The 24396-nt window shown below is 36.6% G+C and carries 32 protein-coding genes; 25 read left to right on the forward strand and 7 right to left on the reverse strand.

Annotation, left to right across the window (positions count from 1 at the left end; all coding sequences use genetic code 11):
• The first annotated feature begins 8 nt into the window (after positions 1 to 8).
• The 4 genes from B9T35_RS07355 to B9T35_RS07370 all read left to right on the forward strand — a co-directional run bounded on the left by B9T35_RS07355 (position 9) and on the right by B9T35_RS07370 (position 2542).
• Positions 9 to 530, forward strand: a complete 522-nt coding sequence (locus B9T35_RS07355) for a glycoside hydrolase family 108 protein (RefSeq protein WP_086190472.1) — start codon at positions 9 to 11, stop codon at positions 528 to 530.
• 3 nt (positions 531 to 533) lie between these two features.
• The gene (locus tag B9T35_RS07360) at positions 534 to 929 is read left to right on the forward strand and encodes a phage tail protein (RefSeq protein ID WP_086190473.1); all 396 of its coding nucleotides are present in this window, start codon (positions 534 to 536) and stop codon (positions 927 to 929) included.
• A complete protein-coding gene (locus B9T35_RS07365; protein ID WP_086190474.1) occupies positions 929 to 1369 on the forward strand; it encodes a phage virion morphogenesis protein in 441 nt (146 codons plus the stop codon). The genes B9T35_RS07360 and B9T35_RS07365 overlap by 1 nt, the downstream gene beginning before the upstream one ends.
• Positions 1370 to 1519: 150 nt before the next feature.
• Positions 1520 to 2542, forward strand: a complete 1023-nt coding sequence (locus B9T35_RS07370) for a DUF4917 family protein (protein WP_086190475.1) — start codon at positions 1520 to 1522, stop codon at positions 2540 to 2542.
• Between the two features lie 58 nt (positions 2543 to 2600).
• On the opposite strand, the gene B9T35_RS07375 is transcribed toward B9T35_RS07370, so the two are convergent.
• Positions 2601 to 2864 (reverse strand): hypothetical protein, encoded by a 264-nt coding sequence (locus B9T35_RS07375; RefSeq protein WP_086190476.1) that lies wholly within the window; start codon positions 2862 to 2864, stop codon positions 2601 to 2603.
• A gap of 510 nt (positions 2865 to 3374) precedes the next feature.
• Here B9T35_RS07375 and B9T35_RS07380 point away from each other — a divergent pair.
• The 14 genes from B9T35_RS07380 to B9T35_RS07445 all read left to right on the forward strand — a co-directional run bounded on the left by B9T35_RS07380 (position 3375) and on the right by B9T35_RS07445 (position 14333).
• Positions 3375 to 3578 (forward strand): hypothetical protein, encoded by a 204-nt coding sequence (locus tag B9T35_RS07380; RefSeq protein WP_086190477.1) that lies wholly within the window; start codon positions 3375 to 3377, stop codon positions 3576 to 3578.
• Positions 3579 to 3675: 97 nt separating this feature from the next.
• On the forward strand, positions 3676 to 4230 hold the full coding sequence (locus tag B9T35_RS07385) for a phage baseplate assembly protein V (RefSeq protein WP_228147100.1): 555 nt from the start codon (positions 3676 to 3678) through the stop codon (positions 4228 to 4230).
• Between the two features lie 5 nt (positions 4231 to 4235).
• Positions 4236 to 4595 carry a GPW/gp25 family protein gene (locus B9T35_RS07390; RefSeq protein ID WP_416202427.1) on the forward strand — a complete coding sequence of 120 codons (360 nt, stop codon included), beginning with the start codon at positions 4236 to 4238 and terminating at the stop codon, positions 4593 to 4595.
• Complete coding sequence (locus B9T35_RS07395; RefSeq protein WP_086190480.1) at positions 4592 to 5488, forward strand: baseplate assembly protein; 897 nt, start codon at positions 4592 to 4594, stop codon at positions 5486 to 5488. The genes B9T35_RS07390 and B9T35_RS07395 overlap by 4 nt, the downstream gene beginning before the upstream one ends.
• Entirely contained in the window at positions 5481 to 6008 is a 528-nt protein-coding gene (locus tag B9T35_RS07400; protein ID WP_086190481.1) for a phage tail protein I, read from the forward strand. The genes B9T35_RS07395 and B9T35_RS07400 overlap by 8 nt, the downstream gene beginning before the upstream one ends.
• 6 nt (positions 6009 to 6014) lie before the next feature.
• Positions 6015 to 7661: a phage tail protein gene (locus B9T35_RS07405; RefSeq protein WP_086190482.1), complete on the forward strand. Its 1647-nt coding sequence runs from the start codon at positions 6015 to 6017 to the stop codon at positions 7659 to 7661.
• Between the two features lie 132 nt (positions 7662 to 7793).
• On the forward strand, positions 7794 to 8759 hold the full coding sequence (locus tag B9T35_RS18560) for a hypothetical protein (RefSeq protein WP_213033359.1): 966 nt from the start codon (positions 7794 to 7796) through the stop codon (positions 8757 to 8759).
• A gap of 9 nt (positions 8760 to 8768) precedes the next feature.
• Positions 8769 to 9395: a phage tail sheath subtilisin-like domain-containing protein gene (locus B9T35_RS07415; protein WP_086190483.1), complete on the forward strand. Its 627-nt coding sequence runs from the start codon at positions 8769 to 8771 to the stop codon at positions 9393 to 9395.
• A gap of 2 nt (positions 9396 to 9397) precedes the next feature.
• Entirely contained in the window at positions 9398 to 9904 is a 507-nt protein-coding gene (locus tag B9T35_RS07420) for a phage major tail tube protein (protein WP_086190484.1), read from the forward strand.
• A 36-nt stretch (positions 9905 to 9940) separates the two neighbouring features.
• Positions 9941 to 10267, forward strand: a complete 327-nt coding sequence (locus B9T35_RS07425; RefSeq protein WP_086190485.1) for a phage tail assembly protein — start codon at positions 9941 to 9943, stop codon at positions 10265 to 10267.
• A gap of 11 nt (positions 10268 to 10278) precedes the next feature.
• On the forward strand, positions 10279 to 10380 hold the full coding sequence (locus B9T35_RS07430) for a GpE family phage tail protein (protein ID WP_228147101.1): 102 nt from the start codon (positions 10279 to 10281) through the stop codon (positions 10378 to 10380).
• Positions 10381 to 10392: 12 nt separating this feature from the next.
• Complete coding sequence (locus B9T35_RS07435; protein ID WP_086190487.1) at positions 10393 to 12909, forward strand: phage tail tape measure protein; 2517 nt, start codon at positions 10393 to 10395, stop codon at positions 12907 to 12909.
• A gap of 12 nt (positions 12910 to 12921) precedes the next feature.
• On the forward strand, positions 12922 to 13350 hold the full coding sequence (locus tag B9T35_RS07440) for a phage tail protein (protein WP_086190488.1): 429 nt from the start codon (positions 12922 to 12924) through the stop codon (positions 13348 to 13350).
• A complete protein-coding gene (locus B9T35_RS07445) occupies positions 13347 to 14333 on the forward strand; it encodes a contractile injection system protein, VgrG/Pvc8 family (RefSeq protein ID WP_086190489.1) in 987 nt (328 codons plus the stop codon). Before B9T35_RS07440 ends, B9T35_RS07445 begins: the two co-directional genes overlap by 4 nt.
• On the opposite strand, the gene B9T35_RS07450 is transcribed toward B9T35_RS07445, so the two are convergent.
• A complete protein-coding gene (locus B9T35_RS07450; RefSeq protein WP_228147102.1) occupies positions 14323 to 15906 on the reverse strand; it encodes a DNA cytosine methyltransferase in 1584 nt (527 codons plus the stop codon). The genes B9T35_RS07445 and B9T35_RS07450 overlap by 11 nt on opposite strands.
• 281 nt (positions 15907 to 16187) lie before the next feature.
• Between B9T35_RS07450 and B9T35_RS07455 the strand changes: the two genes are divergently transcribed.
• Positions 16188 to 17552: an MvaI/BcnI family restriction endonuclease gene (locus B9T35_RS07455; RefSeq protein WP_086190490.1), complete on the forward strand. Its 1365-nt coding sequence runs from the start codon at positions 16188 to 16190 to the stop codon at positions 17550 to 17552.
• 13 nt (positions 17553 to 17565) lie between these two features.
• Positions 17566 to 18006 (forward strand): hypothetical protein, encoded by a 441-nt coding sequence (locus B9T35_RS07460; RefSeq protein WP_086190491.1) that lies wholly within the window; start codon positions 17566 to 17568, stop codon positions 18004 to 18006.
• Positions 18007 to 18048: 42 nt separating this feature from the next.
• Here B9T35_RS07460 and B9T35_RS07465 read toward each other — a convergent pair whose 3' ends face one another.
• From B9T35_RS07465 to B9T35_RS07475, 3 genes are read right to left on the reverse strand one after another with little or no spacing between them, the layout of a single operon-like run.
• A complete protein-coding gene (locus tag B9T35_RS07465; RefSeq protein ID WP_086190492.1) occupies positions 18049 to 18699 on the reverse strand; it encodes a hypothetical protein in 651 nt (216 codons plus the stop codon).
• Positions 18692 to 19150, reverse strand: coding sequence for a hypothetical protein (locus tag B9T35_RS07470; RefSeq protein ID WP_086190493.1), 459 nt, complete (start codon positions 19148 to 19150; stop codon positions 18692 to 18694). Before B9T35_RS07470 ends, B9T35_RS07465 begins: the two co-directional genes overlap by 8 nt.
• Before the next feature lie 4 nt (positions 19151 to 19154).
• On the reverse strand, positions 19155 to 20234 hold the full coding sequence (locus B9T35_RS07475) for a hypothetical protein (RefSeq protein WP_086190494.1): 1080 nt from the start codon (positions 20232 to 20234) through the stop codon (positions 19155 to 19157).
• Between the two features lie 734 nt (positions 20235 to 20968).
• Between B9T35_RS07475 and B9T35_RS07485 the strand changes: the two genes are divergently transcribed.
• Both B9T35_RS07485 and B9T35_RS18400 read left to right on the forward strand, forming a co-directional pair.
• Entirely contained in the window at positions 20969 to 21286 is a 318-nt protein-coding gene (locus B9T35_RS07485; protein ID WP_086190496.1) for a hypothetical protein, read from the forward strand.
• Positions 21287 to 21291: 5 nt separating this feature from the next.
• Entirely contained in the window at positions 21292 to 21453 is a 162-nt protein-coding gene (locus tag B9T35_RS18400; RefSeq protein WP_171264237.1) for a hypothetical protein, read from the forward strand.
• Between the two features lie 13 nt (positions 21454 to 21466).
• Here B9T35_RS18400 and B9T35_RS07490 read toward each other — a convergent pair whose 3' ends face one another.
• Both B9T35_RS07490 and B9T35_RS07495 read right to left on the reverse strand, forming a co-directional pair.
• Positions 21467 to 22150, reverse strand: coding sequence for a hypothetical protein (locus B9T35_RS07490; RefSeq protein WP_086190497.1), 684 nt, complete (start codon positions 22148 to 22150; stop codon positions 21467 to 21469).
• Positions 22151 to 22627: 477 nt separating this feature from the next.
• Complete coding sequence (locus B9T35_RS07495) at positions 22628 to 22969, reverse strand: helix-turn-helix domain-containing protein (RefSeq protein ID WP_086190498.1); 342 nt, start codon at positions 22967 to 22969, stop codon at positions 22628 to 22630.
• Positions 22970 to 23088: 119 nt separating this feature from the next.
• Between B9T35_RS07495 and B9T35_RS18240 the strand changes: the two genes are divergently transcribed.
• From B9T35_RS18240 to B9T35_RS07505, 3 genes are all read left to right on the forward strand, one after another.
• Entirely contained in the window at positions 23089 to 23259 is a 171-nt protein-coding gene (locus B9T35_RS18240; RefSeq protein WP_139842011.1) for a toxin-antitoxin system HicB family antitoxin, read from the forward strand.
• Positions 23260 to 23351: 92 nt separating this feature from the next.
• The gene (locus tag B9T35_RS07500; protein WP_086190499.1) at positions 23352 to 23930 is read left to right on the forward strand and encodes a phage antirepressor N-terminal domain-containing protein; all 579 of its coding nucleotides are present in this window, start codon (positions 23352 to 23354) and stop codon (positions 23928 to 23930) included.
• Positions 23931 to 23997: 67 nt separating this feature from the next.
• On the forward strand, positions 23998 to 24393 hold the full coding sequence (locus tag B9T35_RS07505) for an ogr/Delta-like zinc finger family protein (RefSeq protein ID WP_086190500.1): 396 nt from the start codon (positions 23998 to 24000) through the stop codon (positions 24391 to 24393).
• Positions 24394 to 24396: the final 3 nt, after the last annotated feature.

Below are 24396 nucleotides of genomic sequence, written 5' to 3' on the forward strand. Positions count from 1 at the left end.
GCTTCATCATGTCACTTACATTTGATCAAGCATTTGAACGTCTTATCGGCCATGAAGGTAAATTTACCAACGATCGACAAGACCGTGGTAACTGGACGACGGGTGTCATTGGAAAAGGGGAACTCAAAGGCACAAAGTATGGTATTTCTGCCATGACTTACCCTGATTTAGATATTAAAAACTTAAGCCTTGCTCAAGCCAAACAGATCTATAAACGTGATTGGTGGGACAAGATCAATGCCGATCAAATCAATCCTGCGCTTGTTTTTCAGGTATGGGATTTTGCCATTAATGCAGGCATGGGAACGGCTAAACGAAAACTACAATTGGCTGTCGGTGTATTGGATGATGGCATCATCGGTAACCTCACCATCCAAGCCATCAACAAAGCTGATTTGAATGATATTTTATTGAAATTTAATGCCGAACGATTGAAATACTACACCAGTTTAAGCACTTGGCCACGCTACGGTAAAGGTTGGACTTTACGTGTCGCAGGTCAACTCAATTATGCTGCTGTGGATAATTAAATCATGATCGCCTTGATCGGTTTAAAAACATTTTTGCAAGATAAACTGCCTAATATGACTGCAGACAAATGCCATTTATTCATTGTGAATGGCACTCAAGCAAAAGGTTATATGGATTATACCGTTCGGCTTTTATTTCTGGATTATCGCTCAGATCCAATTGAAGTCATCATGCTCATTCGGAGTTGGCTTAAATCTCAACATTTGCACTTAGATACCACGGGCAATGATCTACAAATTTCATTTAGTTCTGAAATTATTGATACCGATACTTTTGATCTTGAAGTTGATTTTCCACAACGAGATAAAATCGTTATGGATGAGGACAGCTATCATATTTGCCCAGAATTAGTATGGAGCGATTCAAAAGGTGGCTTCATTCCTAAAGGGTCCGAATAATGAATTCCTTTGCTGCTTTAGATCGTTGGTTTGATCAATTCCTTCAGCATCTTGAACCATCTCAACGTCGAGAGCTTATGCGACGTTTGGGACAAGGATTAAGAATACGATCTAAAGACAGAATTAGTCAGCAAAGAGATCCAAACGGTAATCGTTTTACGCCAAGAAAAAGGGATCAAATTGGAAGTATTAAACGTAAAGATGCCATGTTCAAAAAGATTGGCCAACAATTAAAAATAGAATATTCAGCCGATAAAGCTTCAGTAGGTTTTGGTGGACGTTCAGCACAAATTGCAAAAGTACATCAAGAAGGTAAAACAATCCGACCAAGCCAAAATGCAAAACCCACCAAATACCCTATTCGAGAATTGGTGGGTTTTAGTCAAGATGATGAAAAATGGATTACAAAAACAACAAAAGATTTTCTAAAATATAAATAACTATATTTATCAAATTATTATGCTTATTCCCCCTATACAAGTTTTTTAAAATAACACCCAATCAAACTTTGTTAAATTTTTAACTTTTACAATTTAATACTTCATATATAATAAATATTTTTCAAAAACTTATTTATAACAGAGGGTAAAATGAATTATCAGATTTTTACTTGGGAAGAAATAAAAACAGATTTTAGCGATAGCTCACTAATATTGGGAAATGGTGCAAGCATCGCTATTGATAGCGACTTCAAATATTCTAATTTATATGATTATTGTGTTGAAAAAGATTATATAACTGAAAATTTAGTAGAAGTATTTAAAAAATTCAAAACAACCGATTTTGAGTTCGTTTTAAAATTACTTTGGCATAGCAATTTTGTTAATAATAAATTAGGCATTGAAGATACGCTCACAAAAACTGTTTATGAAGACTTGCAAAATGCTTTGATAAATGCAGTCAAGGATCTACATCCACAGTACGAAGAAAGCATCCCTTTAAAAAGTTATAATTTTATCAAACAATTCCATACAATTATTACTTTGAATTATGACCTGATTCTTTATTGGATTATGATGTATGGTAACTCCTTGCGAAATACGCATGCTTTTAAGGATTGTTTTAATAACACAACTTTTGTAGATGATTGGGAATCATACAGAGCTCCCATCTATAATCAAAGAGAAGTGAGCCTATGTTTTTTCCCACATGGAAACTTATCATTAGTCACAAATATTAATAATGAAACATACAAAATATCGGGTGGAGAAGGTCAAAGTTTAATAAGTTCAATTACAAGTACTTGGGCTAGAGGTTATAAAAATCCACTTTTTGTAAGTGAAGGGGACTCGAGTGAAAAGCTTAGAACAATTCAATCAAATCCCTATTTGAGTACAGTTTATAATGAGGTTCTTCCTAGCTTAATTGATACAGGAAGTGGAAATATTGTTATTTATGGTTGGTCACTAGATGATAACGATGCGCATATTCTTAAACAAGTCTTCAAATATTGTCAAGCAGACACAAAACTAGCAATATCAATTAATAATCACAACCAAGAAAGATGTATAGAGTTTATAGGGAAAATTAATAGACTAATTGCACAAGATAAGAGACCGACAGTTATTTTCTTTGATGCTGCAAGTTCAGGATGCTGGAATAAGTGCATCTAAAAAATCTAAATGTAAAACATGGAAAATTCTTGCTCATGTTTTACAAGTTTAAGAATATCTAACTAGTAATTACTTTATTTTTTGAAATCAGCATTGCGAATTCATAGTCTACAACGTTAGCTAATCTAGCACAATTTTTTAAATCATTTTTACATATCAAGACAGCATTCTCATAAGATACATCTTCATTAAACTGCGCTTTCCAAGTAGTAGTTAATGAAATTTTTAAAAACTTTCTTTCTTCCATTTCCTGATAAAATCTCTGTCTTTGTTTAGTATTAACTGAATTTAAATCAACTGTGAGTAATACATTAAAGCTCATAAAAATATCTCTAATAAAAATTAATCATTAAAATTTAACACTTAATAATTAAAAAATCCTCACATTAGAGACACACCTTGTCGCTCTCGATAGCAATTTAACAAAATAATTGACAAACCAACTCAACAAAGTTAACTTGATAAGACCACCCACATATAGTGGTCGAGATTGGCGTCTCGTTCAAAAATCAGCAGACAAACCGCTGCTTAAGCGGTATTTTTATGTCTGAAAGTTCGGTGTGCCCGCTTTATGGTAGATCGGACGATGGGACATTCGTGTCCACCGTTTTCTGTTTTTTACGGTACGCCAACTTCGTTCGGTCTGCCACCTCATTGGCGTGGGGTGGCGATTAAACTGATTTAAAAACAGGTACATCATCATGAATAAAAATTTAACCTCACAAAACCCTCTCGACAAAATTTGCTATCAACGAATCCAATCCCCTGACTTTGCTTACCCAACTCTAAAAATCAAACTCATTGCCCTTCTTAAAAGCTTTGGAGGTGCGAAATGAGAGACATCAGCTTTAAACTTAGCGAAGACAACTATCGTGTTATTAACGAAGTCCGTGCCACACTCAACATGATGGCAAGTATGGGACTTTCAGATACCAATGACAGTTGTAACGACCTTTCAAAAGACGACTTAGTCAATGTACTTGTACAAGCAGAACAACGACTCAAACAAGTGTTGAATGAAACGACGCTAATTTAGAATCCTGATTAAGCCCTAAACAGGATTCAACTTCTCGCACTTTAAAAACAAAATGCCCATGCTTTCAAGCATGGGCATTTTTTACGTTTAAATCATCATGAGCAATCAACTTTTACGCCAATTTCAAAACCTATCGAGTATCGGTACTGTCATCGCAGTCGATGCTTCAGCGTGGAAAATTCGCTTAAAGATTGATGAAAATGAAACGGATTGGTTACCCATTCCAACAATGGCTGCAGGGGTCGTCAAAATTTGGCGATGCCCATCGTTAGGAGAACAATTTTCTGTATCTGCACAAGGCGGTGAACTTACAAATGCCGTCCCACAGATCAGTCTATTTTCAGAAGAATTCCCTCCCCCAAGCACCAATCCTAACGAGGTCTATATCCAGTTAGGTGAACATTTTTTTATGGTCAATATCACTTCAGGTGAGGCTATTTTTAAACTCAATAAATGCACCTTTGATGTTCCTGAAACTGAATTTACAGGACAGGTCAATGTTCTCCAAAACTTGGCTGTAACCCAAGGCATTCATGCCAAGCAAGAGATCACCTCGGACACAGATATCATCGCTAAAGGCATTAGTTTAACCAAACATAAAACATTAGGTGTCAAAGGTGGCTCAGATACTTCAGGAGTTCCAACACCATGAAAGGTATGAACCGTACAACGGGAATGAGCATCACAGATGATGCCGAATTATTTGAACACCTTTATCAATCCATCCATGACATTTTAACTACCTTAATCGGTACTCGTTTATGCCGTCGTAATTATGGATCACTCATTCCACATTTAATTGATCAGCCTTGTAATGAAATCACCAAACTAAAAATTATGAATGCCTCAGCAACTTCACTTATTCGTTTTGAACCACGTATTAAGGTCAATCAAGTTTTAGTCAACCAAACTTCAATTCGACCAGGCTATTGGCTCATTACCATTTTAGGTAATCAAAATACCTTAAGTGGTGAACAATCCTTTAGACAAGAACACCTTATTGGAGCAGCAGCATGAGTAGCAACCGCATTGACCTATCATCGCTCCCCTTTCCAGATGTACTTAAACAGTTAGATTTTGAAGCTGAACTACTCGAGTGCAAACAAGATTTAATTGCTCGTGATCCAGAGCTTGCATCAGCATTAGAATTTGAAAGTGAACCTTTACTCAAACTACTTCAAACTTTTGCATATCGTTTATTGCTCAAAAGCTCTGAAATTAATGCCAAAGCTAAAGCATTAATGCTCGCCTACGCCAAAGGTGCGGACTTAGATCATTTGGCTGCCAATCGCAATGTATTCCGAAAAACCATTATTGCTGAAAATCCAAATACAAACCCTCCTACCGAAGCGGTCATGGAGTCGAATGAAGACCTACGTCGACGAGTACAATTAGAACCTGAAAGTAAGGCAGCAGGCTCAACAGGTGCCTATCAATTTTGGGGCTTAGGTGCACATGGTCATGTCAAAGACATTGCAGTTGAAACACCACGACAAGGTGAGGTCGATATTTGGGTACAGAGCCATGTCAATCCAATTGCAACTCAAGACTTACTCAATACTGTAGATCAAGCTTTAAATCCTGACACACGTCGTCCCTTTACAGACAAAGTTACTGTTCGCGCAGCAACACCTCAAAATTGGTCACTTAATGCAGTATTGGTTTTATTCCCTGGCCCAGACTCTGAAGTTGTAAAAACTTCAGCTATAGAAGCCCTCAATGAATATATTATTTTGGTCAATGCCCTTGGCTATGACGTTACACGTAGCGGAATTTTCAGAGCTTTACATCAAGGTGGTGTACAGAACGTCATTATCAATGAGCCTGCTTCAGATATTGTCCTAGCAAAAAATCGTTATGCACAATGTACAGCAACATCAATCTTGGTGACGGAGTTCAGAGATGTCTAAACTCCTCCCTCCCAATGCCACAAAATTAGAAAAAAACATAGAACAACTGGGTGAAAAAATGACGGAGCTCCCCATCCCTTTTATTCATTTACACCGCATTGATTATTGTCCTATTGCTCATCTACCGTGGCTTGCTTGGGAATACCGAGTTGAATATTGGCGTCCTGATTGGTTAGAACAAGAAAAACGTCACGCCATTACAGAAAGTAAAGACTTTAATGCCCAAAGAGGGACTCGTTCATCGCTACAAAGTTTATTAAATACGGTCATTACAGAATATCAACTCAAGGCATGGCATAGCTTTGAACCGCCCCTATCTCCGTTTACATTTTACGTCATCGTGCCAGATCACATCATGATCAGCATCGAACAACTCCAACAAATGCATACCGCTGTTGATGCAACTAAGTCACAGCGAGATCTCTATGCAATTCACGCCAAAGTACGAACAGAATGTCATTTCAATCTCAGTGGTGTGGCTTACTTTGGTGAAAAAATTAATATGACAACCAGGATCTAATCAATTATGTCAGCCACTTATTATTTTACGCTCACAGATTACGGTTCAAGCCTGATCGCCAATGCACATAACATACAAACCATTCAACTCATAGACTTACATTTGGGTGATGCCAATGGACTACCCTATAGTCCAATCAGTAAAAAAAACCGAACCAATTTAGTCAATAAACGTGCTTCAGTTCCAATTCAATCCATCGAAATTATTGGCAATATTGCACGAATTACCGCAACCATTGAAAGTCATATTGGTGGCTTTAATGTGCATGAATTGGGATTAACTGACGCCACGGGGCAATTGGTTTATATCGGAAACTATCATGGTGGCTATAAACCTGTTTTAAGTGATGGTGCAGGTGGTGAACTTGCACTCGTGATTGATATCCAAGCTGAAGCAGGCAGTAATGTACTCATCACCGTTTCACCCAATAACGTCACTGCAAATAAAGATTGGGTATTGGCCACTTTGACTGAATCAATAAAACAAGCATTTTTGCATATTTATCATGTGGGTTCTTGGCATGGTTCTAACAACTATAATTATCACCCTGCCACCGCCTTAAAATTATTTTTTGGTTATGAAACCACATGGGTACTGTGGCCTTATGTTCCCAAAGGTGTTGCTTCAATGGGAGATGCAATTGGTGCGATTTCAGGAATCAATACAGGAGCTTCATTTCAAGCAGCATCCACTCGAATTTGGCAACGCTTAGAGGATGGAGCAACAGGTCCAACCTATCAATTAAGCACCAATAAAACAGTGGTTGATGAAGGTGGTCAAATCACATTTACCTTACAAACGACAGGTCTAGCCACAGGAACACCCGTAGATTGGTCAATTACAGGTATTCAATCAGACGATATTTCTCCATCAATAATGAATGGGCAATTCATTATTGATGCAACAGGCAAAGCCTTCCAAACGTTCAATATTATTGCCGACAATAAAACGGAAGGTAATCAGACCCTTGCCTTTGCACTGACTTTTATTCAAGGGCAACAAGTTTCTGTAATGATTATGGACACCAGTAAATACCCTGAAGGTCAGCAAACTTATTATGAAGGTACACATACCCTTTCCGTTGCAGCGAATCAAACCATGAGTATTGATATGTTTGCAGCAGGCGGTGGCGGAGGTGGTTCTGTTTATTCTGGTGGTACTCATGAAGATCATGGAACCAATGGTGCAAATATTATTCTCAGTTATTTAACCAATACACTCATTACAGGGGGTGGTAAAGCAGGAACAGGTGGCGTTTGGGGCAATGGCTCATCCTATACAAATGGTAAAGCAGGTATTGGAGGAGTCAATACACTCAATGCCGATGAGAGCTTTATTATTTTAGAAAATACTGCAGGGAACACTGCTGTAATTGGCTCAAGATGGAATCGCCAAGAAGGCGCAGTCGCACTACCTTCCAGTATCGGAATGTTGAACAATGGCGGTGCAGGTGCTTGGGGTATTGGGGATGAAAAATGGTCGTATGGCGGAGGTGGCGGTTCAGGAGCACGTCTCAAAGTTCAATTTACCAATAGCAGTGAAGAAGCAATTGATTTAAATCTTGTGATTGGTGGACGTGGGCTCGGTTGGAAAAACAGTGGTAATTATGGTGATGATTCAGGTATCGGCTTTGCTCTGGTCACTACAACTTAAAATTATATTAGATCACATTTAAAAACTGCAGAATCCTGTTTAAGACTTAAACAGGATTCAGTTTATAGAATAAAAAAAGCTGACACAGCATGATGATTTCAAATCTGTCAAAACAACATATTTGGAGTAATCATGGCTGAGTTCCATCATGGGATATCTAAAAAAGAACCCACGTCAGGCATCATCCCAATGCGAGATGCAGACACTAATGTCATCGGACTCATCGCCTTTTCAGATGATGCAGATGAAGATTTTTTTGCACTTGATACACCGACTTTAGTGACATCCATCAATCGAGCACTTGCAGCTTCAGGTACTGAAGGTAATCTTCGTACAACATTAGAAGCAATGTCTGCAATTACTTCACCCACTTTAGTGGTTGTGCGTATCGCCGATCCGTTTAAAGGTGAAGTTTTAAATCAAAGTCTAGTGATTGGTACAACACTCGATAACGGTCAACGTACAGGTATTCAAGCCCTACTTACAGCAAAATCTATTTTAGGAATTACACCTAAAATCACGATTGCACCTGATGTTGAAACCCCTGATGTAGTTCAAGAACTTGCAGCTATCAATAAGAAATTACGGGCATTTTCTTATGTGACCCCTCGTGATGTAAATGGCGTCATGCTTGAGACCATGCAAGAAGTGACAGCCTATCGAGACACACTTTCTCATCGTGAAATCATGCTCATTTGGCCTGAATTTACCAGTGGAAATATATTCTTGGGAAAGTCTCCATCCTTACCTTCTGACATTGCAGGCAGTGGTTTTAGAATTCGACTTACAAAAAATATTTCTAAATCGCCACTGTTACATACCTATAACCCTGAGTCGGTAGGTACAAATGGCGAAAAGGTGGTCAATCTAGCCAACCTATTTGATACAACCGAAACTTTTAATGGTGTAACTACATGGTCAAGAGCACTTTCATTTGAGGATGTGAATTACCCATCTTCCAATGGTGGAGTCACCATTGTTTTTAATACAGATGAAAATCCAAATTATTGGGTCGATATGACGGGAATTACAACATTGATGCAATTCTTTACCGTACTGTCCAATCAAATGGTTATCGAGTTTTCAAATAATCCATAGGAAATAAAAATGACTCTACTCTACGGACCAGGCATCCTATCTGCCGTGGTAGCAGCAGCTGCACTTCGTGCTGAAACTGACAAAAAAGTTGGTTGGCATAAATCACTTTCAAATATTCCAGTGACGGGTCCAACAGGAATCAGCCGACCTATCACATGGGATTTAGAAGATCCAGATACCGATGCAGGTTATTTAAATAGCCAAGACATCACCACAATGATTCAACATCAAGGTTTCCGCTTTTGGGGCAATCGTACCTGCTCTGCAGATCCTGACTTTGCCTTTGAAGTGGCAACACGTACTGCCCATTTTCTTCTCGACACCATTATCAATGGCTGTTTTCCTTTTGTAGATGAGCCCCTCACCCCTTTTCTAGCCAAAGACATCATTGACTCAATCAACTTTGAGTTACAAGAGCATGTCACTGCAAAACGCTTACTTGGTGCTTCAGTTTGGTATGACGCAAATGAAAACTCAGTCACCAACTTACAGCAAGGACAAATGTGGATCGACTATGACTACACACCTGTTCCACCCCTCGAAAATCTCGGACTGAATCAGCGAATTACAGGTCGCTATCTTATGGACTTTGCACAGATGATCAATGGTGCTAACTCAACCACTGAAGGGGTCTAATCATGCTACCTAGAACACTTAAAAACTTTAATGTCTTCGTCAATATGCATTCTTGGGCAGGTGTTGCAGAAAGCTTCAACATTCCCAAAATTTCCAAGAAAACAGAAGACTTTCGTGGTGCAGGCATGATTGGTGATATTGCTTTGGCAATGGGTTATGAAAAGCTTGAAGGTGAAGTCACCTATGCAGGTTTTGACGTAAAACAATATCGTCAACTCAGTGTATGTGGCACATCTGACCTACCTGTACGCTATGTCGGTATCTATGAAAACCAAGACACTTGCAAAAAACAAACTGTCGAAATTTATATGCGTGGCCAAGCCCTCGAATTAGATCCTGGTACATCAAAAAATGGCGATAAAACTGAAATTAAAATGACTTATAACTACACCTATTTCCGAATGGAAGTCGATGGTGTAGTCGAGTTCGAGCTTGACTTTATCAATGGTGTAGAACGCTTTGGTAGCAGTGATCTAGTCGCAGATATTAAACAATTACTTGGTCTCTAATTCGACCAAGTCCTTTCTTTTTAAAGAGCATACAACATGAGCAAAAGCACAGATATCATCACAGATACAAATGTAAAAACAGCCACTTTGGAAAACCCAATCATCCGTGGTGAACTTTCAATTCTTGAAGTTCAAATCCGCAAACCGAACGTTGGCACCCTACGCAATTTAAGTTTACAAGACGTTCTCAAATGGGACATTAACGCAGTCAATACGGTACTGACTCGAGTCACGCAACCTGCGCTTAATGTTGCCGAATTAAATGCCATGGACGTATCAGATTACACCACTCTAACTGTGGAACTGACGAGTTTTTTAGTCAGTGCGAAAGCGAAATCCCAAGCAGCGTTGATGACGTCATAGCCAATCTCGCTGTGATTTTCCATTGGACACCCAAAGAATGTGAACATTGGGAAATTGAAGAACTCATGCAGTGGAACGAACGTGCTCGAGCACGATCAGAAGTGAATCAATAAACAGGTCAATATATGAGTAGTCTAAGTCTAAGTGCAATTTTAACCATCGTAGATGAAGCTACTCGACCGCTTAAATTGATTCGTCAACATTCCGATCATACTGAAAATGCAATTGAGGATCTCACTCGAACTATCGAGCAACTAAACAGAACCTTAGGCGGTTCAGATGCACAACGCTATAACCAATCATTAAAACAAACTGAAAAAACCTCTCATGCTGTTCGTTCAGCAACACGAATGATGGTGACTGAGTATGGTCATGTTGATCATGCTCTCACCGCTCTTTTGCATAAAACTGACCAATGGAATGAAAAACTAAAGCAAAGTCGCGCATCCATGCATCAAGAATTTAAAGCAATGGCAATGGGTGGTGTCGTCGCAGGTGCAGGACTCTATCAATTTTTTCAACCTGCTATAGAGTTTGAAAAACAAATGAGTGGCGTACAGGCTGTTCTAGACCTAAAAAAGCATAGTGATGCGATGAAAATGCTTGAAGCAGATGCTCGAAAATGGGGTGCAGCATCATCATTTAGTCCTAAAGAAGCAGCCGAGGCACAGTTCAATTTAGGCTCAGGAGGCTTTAATCCAAGTCAGATTCATGAAGCTTTAGGTGGAACATTACAGTTAGCAGAAGCAGGCAAAGTTGAACTGGCTGAAGCAGCCCAAATTGCAATTGGTACACTCAATGGATTCGGCTTGGCTGCTAAAGATATTAATCGCGTCAATGATATTTTCTTGCAGTCCACCAATGCCACAGCAACCAGTGTACAAGGCTTAGGTGAGACCATGAAATATGTTGCACCTGTTGCTAAGCAATATGGTGCAAGTATTGAAGAAACCACCGCAATGGCAGGCTTATTGGGGAATAACAATATTTTAGATACCCAAGCAGGCACTTCACTCCGTGGCATTATGTTGCGTTTAGCCTCACCTCCCAAGGCAGCCAAAGCAGCACTTCAATCACTCAATGTCACTACCGTTGATGCCAAAGGCAATCTACGAGATATGGCAGATATTTTAGATGATATTCGCAAATCAACCGCAGGAATGGGTTCACAAAAACGCCTAGAGCTTATTTCAGATATTTCAGGTGTTGAAGCAGCTTCTGCAATGGCAGTTCTAGTCGACCAAACATCTGTACTAGATGAAAATACAGGTAAAACTGTCAATAAGATCAAACAACTCACCAGTGAACTGGAAAACTCAGAAGGAGCTGCTGCACGGGCAGCTGCCATCTTAAAAGATAACCTTGCAGGCGATATCGAAAACATGGGGGGTGCTTGGCAGGATTTTAGTATTTCAATACAAAAAGTGCTCGGCAATGATCTACGTAAATTTATTCAACAAATAACTGAAATCATAGATCGCATTAAAACATGGGTCGATGAAAATCCAGAACTTGTCCGTACATTAGCCAAAATTGCCATGCAATTAATTCTGTTTAAAGTTGCAATGCTTGGGGTCAAATACACCACCAATCTATTCTTTGGTGCAATCGTTGGGTTAATTGCAGGGGTGACCAAACTTGCAATAGTGATGTTTATAATTAGAACAATCGCAGGCAAATTGGGCATTGGTTTACCCAGTCGGTTCAACTTAATTACAAAATCTATTCTACTGCTAAGTCGTGCATTCACCTTTCTTGCCAGTCGGGCAATTCCATTGGTTTTAGCAGGCATTCGCACACTCAGCATTGCCCTACTCACCAACCCACTCACGTGGATCATTGCTCTTATTGGACTGGTTGCACTCGCAATTTATCGCTACTGGCAACCAATAAAAGCTTTTTTTAAAGGCTTTTGGGACGGTCTAAAAATTGGACTTGCTCCAGTCATGGACAGCCTTCGTTCGGCCTTTAACAACCTTAAAGCTACCCTAGCACCCTTACAACCTGTATGGGACACACTGGTGAGTGCATGGACTATTTTCAAAGGTGTATTAGGTGAAATACTGACTCCTATGCAAGCCACCAATCAAGAACTTCAAAACGCTACCAGTTATGGTCAAGTCTTAGGTCAATTCATTGGAGTTTTGGTCGGAATATTTGCTGAAGCGTTTATGACCATTGGTCGATGGCTTGGTGAAACCGCTGCTAAAATTGTGATCTTTGTCGGTGATGCTATGGTCGCTTGGGAAAACTTTAAAAATAGTGTGATGACCGTTGGAGCCAATATTCTTGATCATTTACTTTCACCGATTCAATTGGTGATTGGTGCTGTCAATATGCTCATTTCTGGATTGAATAAAATCCCTTTTGTAAATATTCCAAAGATTCCTCAAATTCCACAGTTTAGTAATACAGCAGCGACTGGAATCCCTGTCCCCACGAAAACCATTCAAACCCAACCGATTGTACCGTTACGACTACCGCAAGCGAAAACCTCAGTCAATCACTTTGCCCCTGCTCAAATCCATATTTCGGGTGTATCAGATACACATGCCGTGGGCGCATTGATGGAACAGAAAATGAATAAATGGCAACAATCTGTCGTTGCAGCACAAAACCGCAGTTACAACGATATAGATTAAGGACAGCCCTCAATGTTAATGAGTCTAGGACAATTTATATTTCAAACTGACACGCTCAGTTTCCATGAAATTCAACGCCAACGAACGTGGACTTATGCTGAAAATGCAGTGGCTTCAGGCAGAGCAAAAAAGCAATTTACGGGTGTGGGCACAGACACCATAACTTTACCCGGTCTTATTTATCAGGAGTACGGTTTTGGCAATCGCTTTGCTATTGATGAACTGGCTGCAATGGCTAGTACAGGACAAGGTTTCGTACTCATGGATGGCAGTGGCTATTTATATGGTGTCTATGTCATCGACAATATTGACGAAACCAAATCCATTCTTCTAGACAATGGCGTACCACGTAAAGTGGATTACACCTTAAAACTTTCTCGTACCGATGATGAAAGGATCGAGGAGCAAACTGCACCTGATGTAAAACAGGTAACCGCATGATTAAGACCCCTATTTGCCTTTTAACAGCAGATAACAAACCATTCAATGCCTTAATTCTCAGTCGAATTATTAATGTTACTGTGACCGACAATCGAGCCAACGAAGCAGATGAACTCAGCATCGAATTAGATGACAGTGATGGTGCACTTGAACTCCCTAAACGTGGTGTCAAACTCAACTGTAAAATGGGGTTTAGCGGTGAAAATTTGCATGATAAAGGTGACTTTATTGTCGATGAATCGGAATGGTCAGGCACCCCAGATAAAATCATTGTCAAAGCATCCAGTGCTAATTTTAAAAGCAAGATTAAAGTCGCTCAATCTAAGTCATATCATCGTAAAACCTTTGGTGAAGTAGCCACTGAAATTGCTCAAAAGCATACTTTGCAATTGATCATGACCAACCAATTAAAAACTATCGATCTTCATCATATTGACCAAACCAATGAGTCGGATCTCAATCTATTGGCTCGTTTGGCAAAGCTTAATGGTGCAGAAATGGCAGTGAAAAAAGATCGCTTGCTCATCTTCAAAGCAGGCTCAGCCAAATCTGCTTCAGGTAAAGATCTACCTACAATCACATTGACCAGGAACGATGGTGACCAGTTCAGATATAGCGAACAAGATCGTGAATCTGATTACACAGGTGTCACTGCAGGTTATCAAAATACAGGAAAGGCAAAACGTGAAATCGCCCATTCAGGCGAGAAAGGAAAAATTAAAAGAATCAAAGGCACCTTTGCCAATCAAGCCGAAGCTGAACGTGCAGCTCATGCAAAAATGGCAGAAATTAAAAGGCAAATGGCAAAGTTTAGTATCAACCTTGCTTTGGGTATGCCTCAAATCAGTACAGAGTCTCCTGTCAAACTAGATGGCTTTAAAAATAAAATTGATCAACTGAACTGGATTGTGGAAAAAGCGACACATAGCTTTGCCAAAAATGGCGGTCTAACTAGTCAATTAGAGTTGGAAGCTAGTCTTTAACATCATGAAGATCTAACAAAGACTTAACAACATTCCCTAGAGCCTGACCCAATAACGGTGGTACCGCATTACCAACCTGAGTGTATTGTGGGACTTCAAACTGACGCATTTGCCCTCCCGTAGTTACTTTAGATCTAAACTCAAAATGATCAGGAAAAGACTGTATTCGAGCCATTTCACGAACCGTTAAAGTTCTTAATTCATCATGATGATAATGGCATGCATCATCTGGAATAGATAAAGCAGCAGGTGCAGGCTGATTCGCAATTAAAGCCTTTTGAGTCTGCTTTTTGGTTTGATGTTCATTAAAGTATTGGATCAGTTCATCAATACCAGAAAATTTAGCGTACTGATTTAAATTTACTAAATAATCATAACTAAGTAATGTCTGAGCTGTTTTTTCTGAAACAAGACTAATCTTGCCCTTCAATAGATCTAATGCTTCTTTCTTTATCGAGGTATCCAGTGTTTGAAGAATTTGATAAATCCTAAAACGACGTTGTACATGAATACCATTATTTCTTAGGTCATGATTTTTGAGTTTCTCTAGCGGTTCAAGATTCGGCATCAAAGTGCTATTTATCAAATCAATATATTTAGATTTCTGTGAGCCTTGGGTACGTAAGTCATCAATTGCATCTTGAACTGAAAACACATTATTTTTATATTTAATCAGTGGATGTAAAAATGTATCATTGAATGTACTAACTTGGTCATCATGGCTGACATCAAAATAATTTAGAGCACCATACTCAACGCTTCCACTTTGTTTAAGCTGCTCAACAAAGCTCAAAGACTTTTTAAATAATTTTTGTTCATTTCCACTAAGTTTAGGATAAATATTTTCAAATATATCATGACGAATTCCAAGAAAAATAAAGCGTGGACGGTTTTGAGCAACACCTGCATATTTTGCATTGATGTGTAGACATAACGGAATATAGTTTATTAATGCAAAGGCTTTAGCTACCTCAAACCAAGCATAGAATTTCTTATCCTCTACATCAAAAGCTCTTAAAATTCCTGTCACATTTTCTAGTAAAGCAACTTTAGGCTGAGTCATTTGCACAAATTTAGCAAATTCCCACGGTAGAACATTACGTTTATTATCAAACTGTCTTAAGCCTGCCATGCTAAAACTTTGGCAAGGTGGGCCTCCTGAAACTAAATCTAATCCACCCTTTTCACCATAAGCATTTTTTAATTCGCTTGCATGGCTTGGATTTTGCTCTAACCATTGATTCAGTTGAACGATATTACCAACCACTAATTTTTTATTCAGTGTCGTATTTTCGCCCAGATCTGTACTCCCTTCCCCTAACTCTGGATAAGTTCTCGGATCCTCTCTTAGACGTTCTTTTATTCTATCTTTGCTAAATTTACTACTGAGCCAAACAACTTGGCTTTCTTGAGTCTGCTTGTCCAATTCTTCATTAAAAAAATTATAAGCGAACGTCTCGGCTGCCATAGGAGAAAGTTCATTTGCCATGACTAATTCAAAACCAACAGACTCTAGCCCAAGCGACAAACCGCCACAGCCTGCAAATAATTCAATATGGTTCAAATGAGACATTCCTTAAAACAAGATAATTTAACAACCAGTGCATTTTAATAATAAATCAAATAAAAAACCAGGCTCAAACGACGCAAAATGTCGCTTTATAGCATTGTTAAGTTGCTATTTTTGTTAAGTTGTGGAAATATTAGCTTAGGCCTCCCTGAGTAAGCCTACAGCCCGTAACTGTAAAAACCCCTTTTGGTTATCTCATTGAAAACACTTCTGTCTTTTTGTTTGTACAGGAAAGCTTTGTTACGGGTCGAGCATTTCCAAGTATGAACTAAAAGGTGATTTCAATGGAACAAATACCACTATTTCCAAAACGCCAAATTGAGCGTTTAAAAAATGATGCCAAAAAATTAAAAGATGCATTAAAAATTTCTCATACTTTGGCATTAAATAAAATTGCTCAACAGTATGGTTATAAAAGTTGGATTGCTCTCAACAATGCATCTAAAGATCAAGAATCTTTAAATCCTATTCCTATTTTAGTATCTCCACCTATTGTCACTTACCCACTGATCAATGAAGATTTAATTCGTCATAACCGTGAGCTATTAGCAAAACTTGGTTTAGATCACAGTGAGTTAATTATTACCGCAACTGGTATTGATAAATCTATTATGGATGCTGTTGCTCCTCTACGAGATTTTTTCAAGTTCAATCACTATCACGATTATGCAACTCAAACTCAAGGTGACATTGAGAAAAATCCTGCAAAGCTAGTAACCGCCAGTGAAGTTATCGATACGCAAGTCAGTTTGTATAGACCAAAAACAAAACAAGGTGACCCACGCATTTGGGTTTATAAACTTAAGCCGCATGTACAAGCAAATGACACTCTTGCTTTGATTCTGGTTAATGGCTTGCTTTATGTTTTTAATATTTCTCAAATCGATTTAAGTCAACAACTTGCTTTACTACAAAAGTTCTCTGCTCAGTCAGATGCGATCGCTATTGAGTTATTAGATAAGTTAAGAGCAATAGCAAAACTCGGTCCTTTAAAATCGATCAAGTCTGGCGATACTGGCATTGGCATGACTATTGAACATGCGCTTGGTATTTCAGCAAATTCATCTAAAAATCCTGATTATAAAGGCATTGAATTAAAATCTGCTCGTAAACGAGAGAAACCAGGCAGAACCCGTTATACTCTTTTTACACAAGTAGCTGATTGGGCTATTAGCCCGTTAAAAAGTAGTGCAGATGTTATAAATGCATACGGTTACAGTCGTGGAAGTGATTCCAAATTAAATTGTACAGTAAGTACTAAAACCTTTAATTCACAAGGTTTACGATTTGAATGTCGATTAAATGAAGATTTATTAGCCGAAATCCATAATGTTAATGGTGATATTCTTTACTGGACTGGGCATAAATTAAGAAGCCGATTATCAGAAAAACATAAGGAAACATTTTGGATTAATGCAGAACCCATTTTTATCAACGGTATAGAACACTTTATTCTTAAATCAATTATTCATACCAAAAATCCATTAATAAACCAATTCATGCAGTTACTTTTTGATGGAATTATTACTATGGATCATGCTAGCCATAGATATTCTGATGGAAAATTAAAAGAAAGAGGACCACTCTTTAAAATCCATCCAAATGATTTAAAACGTCTTTTCCCAGAACAAAAAGAATATCATTTATAAGAGATAAAAAAAAATGAGCAATTTTCTTGATAATAATTGGGTCGTTGGTATTTCAACTGGACTAATTGTTTTAGCTATACCACATATTTTAAAATTCTTAGTCAATATTAAACATCATCTAAGTAAAAAAGGAATTATAGGTAAGTTTATTCGTAATTCTGGAATTAAAGAGTTACGAAAAATTAAAGCTATCCGTAAAGATGATATTCTAATTAATAGAGAGATCATAAAATGTCATGCATACCAGAGTATTTTTTGGCTAAGTATCATGATTTATTTTTGGTTTATCTTGAGCTTAACTATTCTTTCTGAAGATTTTAGACGTTATATAGTACAAGATCAATTTACTTATAATATTCTAGCAATAATAGGGGGATTACCCGTTTATATATTTGAATTTTTATATCTAATAAAAAGAGATTTTTCTGAAAAGCTTTTAAAATATAGGAGATGAACACAACCTCATTAAATAATATCAAAAGGTTGTGTACTTATTTTAATTCGTCGTATGTTTTTTTGAATTTCGAGCACTTTTATCTTTAGGATTATGAAAAAAACCTATTGGGATATGTCTTAAACTATAGCCATTTTTAGAATCTGGATGTATCAGCTTTGATATATAACAGGTAGGCTTTAAATCGCAAGGGGAAGTAGAAATTATTTCAATAACTTTACTCTCCTTTATTTTAGGTAATTCAGTATCTATCCATTTTTTCATAAAAACTCCTTCTCTCTCATCATCACCCTGTATATATATAAACAGCCCTCCTGAAGTAGCATTACCCTCACCTTTTGCATAACGTGTTAAAAGTTGAAGTAAACCTTCTCTAACGTTAGTAACTGCAGTCGCTCTTTTTGCTTCAGCAATCCACTTATATGATCCCAATTTTATTCTTATATCTGCATTCCCATTTTCATTTGCCTCACGTACCGCATTAAATTTTCTATCGACTAATGATGAACAAATTTTATTAGAAATATAATCTTCACTTGCATCAACAAAGTCTTCAGAAGTAGAAATCATGTCAGAAACTATTTCATCAATTTGAGTATATAAGATTTTTACAAAATCCTCATATGTGCCGTACTCGACTACACCATTAAGCATAAAATTATATAGAGCCTTAGGATCACTAAAATTAAACATTACTATCCTGCTTCACTTTCATTTTAAAACTATTAGTAGTACTAAAAAATGGAATAATTTCATGGTTAAATTCTTGAATAGATATAGTTTTACCATTAAGCGGATGAAAGAACTCATTCTTAAGATATGCTCGAAAAACACGCTCAGCATTAACATCAATCATTCTGTCATTTTCTTCATCATAAACTTCAAACTTATATTTCAGTACATCGATTTCTTTCACTGTTAATATATATACTATCTCCAACAATAACTCTCTTTTTGATAATTCTAATTTTGAAGCCTCCATTAAATTTTCATAAGTGTAATAATCTTTTAAAAAGACAAATTCTTTTAGATAATCAATTATATTTTTATAGCCATACAGAATCTGATCATTTAACTTATTTTTTAAATGATCAGATTTTTGCAACCTCTTTATGTACAACTCAATAACATTTATATCTCTCATAACCTTAACTTAATTCTAATAGTTTATTAAAACAAAACCTTAGATCTTGAATATTTTTTAAATCAGTTACCAATGCATAATAAATAGCTTTAGTTGATAATTTTCTTAACACCCTTAGATCTTCCTTTATCATTATTACAGGGTCTGAGGAACCAAGAGAATACATCTTTTGAATAACGTGAAAATCTAAACTTCTAACAGCTTTACTACCAGCAGCATGATAGCCTCCCAATCTTAAATCGGTTTTAGTTGAAGGAGAAAATGCACTTACATTTTCTCCTTCAAAAGTTAACATTCTATGACCTAAAATAGATCCAATTAGATTTCCTGCACTATCAACTTCATCATGCATCTTTTTCAAACAAGGATAAAAATTAACTTCGGTCATGATAGACAAATTATTTTTTTTACCTATTATTTTTTCTAACTTTTCCTTTGTTAAAGCAATTTCAGGTTTTTTAAATAAAGAACCTAGATCAAAGCCAATTACTAAATAATTATTCTTGAAATCTAAGGCAATAAAGTCATAACAGTTTAATCTAATTTTCCACTTCCCATATAAGTCAACTAATTCACCATGAAAATTATCATCATAGGTTTTTTTATTTTGATCAGCAGTTTTTATCTCATCTTTATGATAGTAGTATCGAGATGTTTGAAAGTAGAAAATAGAAAAATCATCAATCTCAATTAAAGGGCCATGATAAGTTGTATTTTCATCTCCCATCTCCAAATCAAATTCAGACTCATCAAGACTATTTTCTCTTAATTTATCGTAAATTTCATTTAAATAATTAACATCTTTAATATGATAAATGTTAAAAATTTTATCATTAAACTTTAAATGTGTTAGTAATATATTAGTTAAGTCTTTATCAAGTCCCTTTAAATCAACAGAAACCAACCCATCATTTTTTTTAACTTTATTAATTAAGTTTTGAGCGCCATTTGACTCAGAGAATCCATGTTTAACATAAATTTCTTCAAGTTTCGTATAGGTAATTGCTTTTCTGCGCATTAACTCTGTTGATTTTTTTACAATAGAATTCGGTAAATCATCTAACGGTTGTGAAGAGTCGCCCATTGTTTTCCTATATAATACAAATAAATTCTTTAAAAAAATAATATCATCTTAACAATGTTATTTAAATAACATTGTTCACTTACTACGACATAAGTAGACCTTATAAGGAATCAACAAAACACTTGCATTAAAAAAAAATCATCGTTATATTGCAAATATCACAGCGAAACTGTGAACGGGCGTAGGAACCTGTTTTATAATCCAAAAGCGCAAAATCAAAGTCGCTTATGCGGCATTTTTTTTGTCTACTGTTTAGCAGTCGTTATGGCAGGCTAGACAGGGCAGCCTTGTGCTGGCCGTATGCTTTTGGAACGGTATTCCTACACCCTGTTTAGTCTGCCACCATCCCGTAGGAAGGATGTTGGTAGGTATAAAAACTTATCCAAAAGCGACTTGACTATGAACACTCAAAACAAAAGTGTGCCTTCAGCACCTGTATGTCTAAACCTAGACACTCTCTGCATTCAACGCTTACATGCGTCTGACTTTGCCCAACCTCAAAAACTTAGTATCCAATTTTTAAATTTTCTTCGTTCACACAAACGAGGTTAAGTCATGCCTAAAATTTATATACAAACCGAATTAGGCACTGAAAAATGTTGCCCTATGTGTAACGACTACTTCCCTTTTGACGAAGAATTTTATTTTAAAAATGGCATGAAAAACGGTCTTCAAAAGTGGGCTGCTCGTTGCAAAGCGTGTTATATGCAGTCCTATCGTACGGGGTATGACATATGATCAAAAAAATTATATTCAGGGTCAAAAACCCACAGACCAATAAACGTCAGTTCTTTGTTTCTTCAAAAAAACTTTATAATCTCATCAACCCAGATGTCTCTTATAAAACCTTTATTGAAACCAATATTATCTGGTCAAAATTAAGAGTAGAAATTGATTATCATTATAATCAATCATTTGACTGCTACAACTTAAGCATAAGCGCAGTTCAAGCCATTCTAATACTTGAGAATACGGAAAAAAGTTGGTCACTTTTTAATGAGTTATCCGATCTTATAAACATTGGTTTTTCAACCATAAATGAGAAAGGGTAAAGATTATGGACATTCAAACTAGATTGTCATTATTAGATCAGCATTTAGCTTTACTAATTGAATCGACTGAAAGCTGTAACTCACTTACTGGTGAATCTGTTGCTGCAACTTTATTTATTATTCAAGAACAGGTTCGCCAAATTCAAAAGGCAGTAAATATAGAGTAATAAAAAGCCCTCTTTAAGAGGGCTTACCATTTCTGTCTAAAAGTATGATAGTTTTAGGCTTTTCAATAGTCGTGTATTTTTTATTTGCTATATCTAATTGTTTGATAAAATTTTCTGCTTGTTTAAGACTATCTTCTAACATCAAAAATAAAAGTGCAAATGCAATAAAAACTACAGACCAAATAATCAATACCAAAAGTACAATTATTTGAACTTCTTTTATGTTAACTAGTACTACAAAAAGTAATAAACCCAAAAATGCAAAAATAAAATATCCAGTTATAAATATATAGCGTCTCCAATTCAGTTTAAGAAATATAAATGGCTTAATTGAAAGATCTTTGGAAATATTTAATGTTTGTCCTTTTTGATATGATATATAACGACTCCCTTCATCAAATAATAAAATCATTTGGTCAAAATCGACTAAATAATTTTGATGAAATTCAATAAGTTGATTAACTAAATTATGATCCACGTTTGGGCTTTTAGCAAGATCTTGAGCAGCTCTGTCTAATACCAGCTGATTGGTCTGACCCTTCTCATAGTACTTTTCAAAATATTGAATACTTGAAGCAAGCCTGTCTGAAATTTTCTTATGTTTCAAACTCGTCACTTCATGTCGTTTAAAAAATAAAGTAAGAATTGCTACAAAGGCACCAACTATTGGTGCAACAATTTTCCAATCGATTTCCATCTAACATTATTCCTTCACAAATAAACTCGGAATAACAGGCATCCCACACCACTCAGCTATACTGTTATATCGTCTTCCTAAACTTTTAATTAGAACCAGAGCTTTGCCACCCTTAACTCTGATTAACTAATGATCCTATAGCGATGTTGAAATAACCGTTATCATCCCAATTTAGAACTTCTAATTCATGGATCAAAGAGTCTCTAATCGATGCAAAAAATCTGAAATCTGAATTCTCTTCTTTATACTTTTTGTAGAGCTGATGTGAGACAGTTTCAAAAAATTGCTATAATTCGTCTAATAAATCTGGATGATTATTTTTAAAAGTTTCCCAAGCCCCTAAATAACTAACGACTTCATTAATATACATATAAAACTCTTATAAACTTAACAATTTAAAATTGCTCAATTTATAGCATTTTTCTTTTTCTTATAACAGCTTAGAGTAAATGAGATTTTACCCATTTACTCATTTATTCACTTTTTAGAAAAACTCTCAGCAAAATTTCTTACTAAAGTCATAAGAACTTCTCTCTGACTAGGCTCTACCGTATCCCAAAGTTTAAGCAACTCCTTTGCCTCATCAGAAAGTAAATCAGGTCGGCTACGTTCACCTGTCAATAAATACCAAACATCTACGCCTGCTTTATTTAAAGCCTCTAGATCATCTTGCCCCATGACACGCTCGCCTTTTTCATAACGAAACACTGCCATTTTTTGTTTGTTTATCAAGGATGCAAATTCACTTTGCGACAATCCCAGTCTTGATCGCTCAATACGAATGCGATCCCCTTTTTGATCGGCATTTTCATATACCATTTGATATACACCTATTTAGAAAGTATACCATTTGATATACAATCTTGTTGAACACACACCATTTTAACAAAGTTCCCCCTCAACCACAGTTTAAAACTGTCTTTAACAAGGAAAAAAACATGGCGACTCAAGAATCTCAAAAAGAAATCCAAGTTAGCTTTCGTACCACTCCAGATATCAAACGACTTGCACGTATAGAGGCAGCGAAAGAAGACAAAACTTTAAACGAATGGATTAAGCACCTTGTTGAAAAAAATCTTTCCAAGGCTTCTTCTCAAAATTCAGAATAATCATAAAGCTCAGTATTTTACCCATTCACAGTAATGCAGAGTTTAGAAACAAAAGTACACAAAATAAATTGCATGAATTAAAAGAGAACGCTATGCAAACTTCAGTACAAAACACCGCACGTATTACAGACATTATTTATTTTCATGGTATGACATTACAGGTCATTACTTATGAAGGCATAAAATACGTAACAGCAAGAAACCTTGTAGATCTAGCAGGACTTGACTGGCGTACAGCAAAAAGGAGTCTTTTAGATGAAGAAAATATACTTTTATATGCAGTAAAACTGTTCAAAAGCCCTGTTATTGCTGCTCAATCAGGTAGCCCTACCACCCCAAACGATGTAATTCATATTCAACTTAATCGTGCATATTTTTATCTTGCACGTATCAACACCAAAATTATGAAAGCAATGGGTAAAGCGACAGCAGCAGAAAAACTTTTAAATCTTCAAATTGAATGGGCACAAGTACTACACGACTACGAAACTAAAGGTGTAGCTATCAAAGATAAAAATAAAACAGATACTGCCGAACTCATGAACCTCATGAAACTTCGTCAAATGGCAAATCCAACTGAAAAAATTGCGTTTACTCACCTGCTTCATCAAAAAATGACAGAACTCGGTTTACCCATTTCAAATCAACAGCAAGATTTATTAAATCAATAAAAAAGCTTCAAAAAGATGATTGTCGTCGGGAGCAACAATTTCTTTATTGAATGTCTAGAGGTACTCCATGAGTAAATCAATTGGCTTTTATTGCCCCCACTGTGGCATTCGTATGCATGTATCAAGTCGTAAAAGACCATCACCACTTCTACACGAACTCATTGTGTCTTGTCGCAATGACCAATGCCTTGCAAGTTTTGCAGCAAGTCTAGAAATGGTGCGACCAATACAAAACAGCATCAATCCAAATCCTGAAATAGAAACAGGACTCCCTCAGCACAAACGCCAATGGGAACACGAACTCGAACATCATTTAAAAAGTTTAGAAATACAAACCGAAATTGATGAACATCAAAAAAATTATGTTGAAGGCTTTATCTCTGCCCTATTTCACTCATCAACAATTGACTTGACCAGAGCATCGACATATCGCAACCGCCTTCAACAAATTAAACTCTTATAGGTT

This window comes from Acinetobacter sp. ANC 3832, assembly GCF_002135415.1.
Classification (GTDB): domain Bacteria; phylum Pseudomonadota; class Gammaproteobacteria; order Pseudomonadales; family Moraxellaceae; genus Acinetobacter.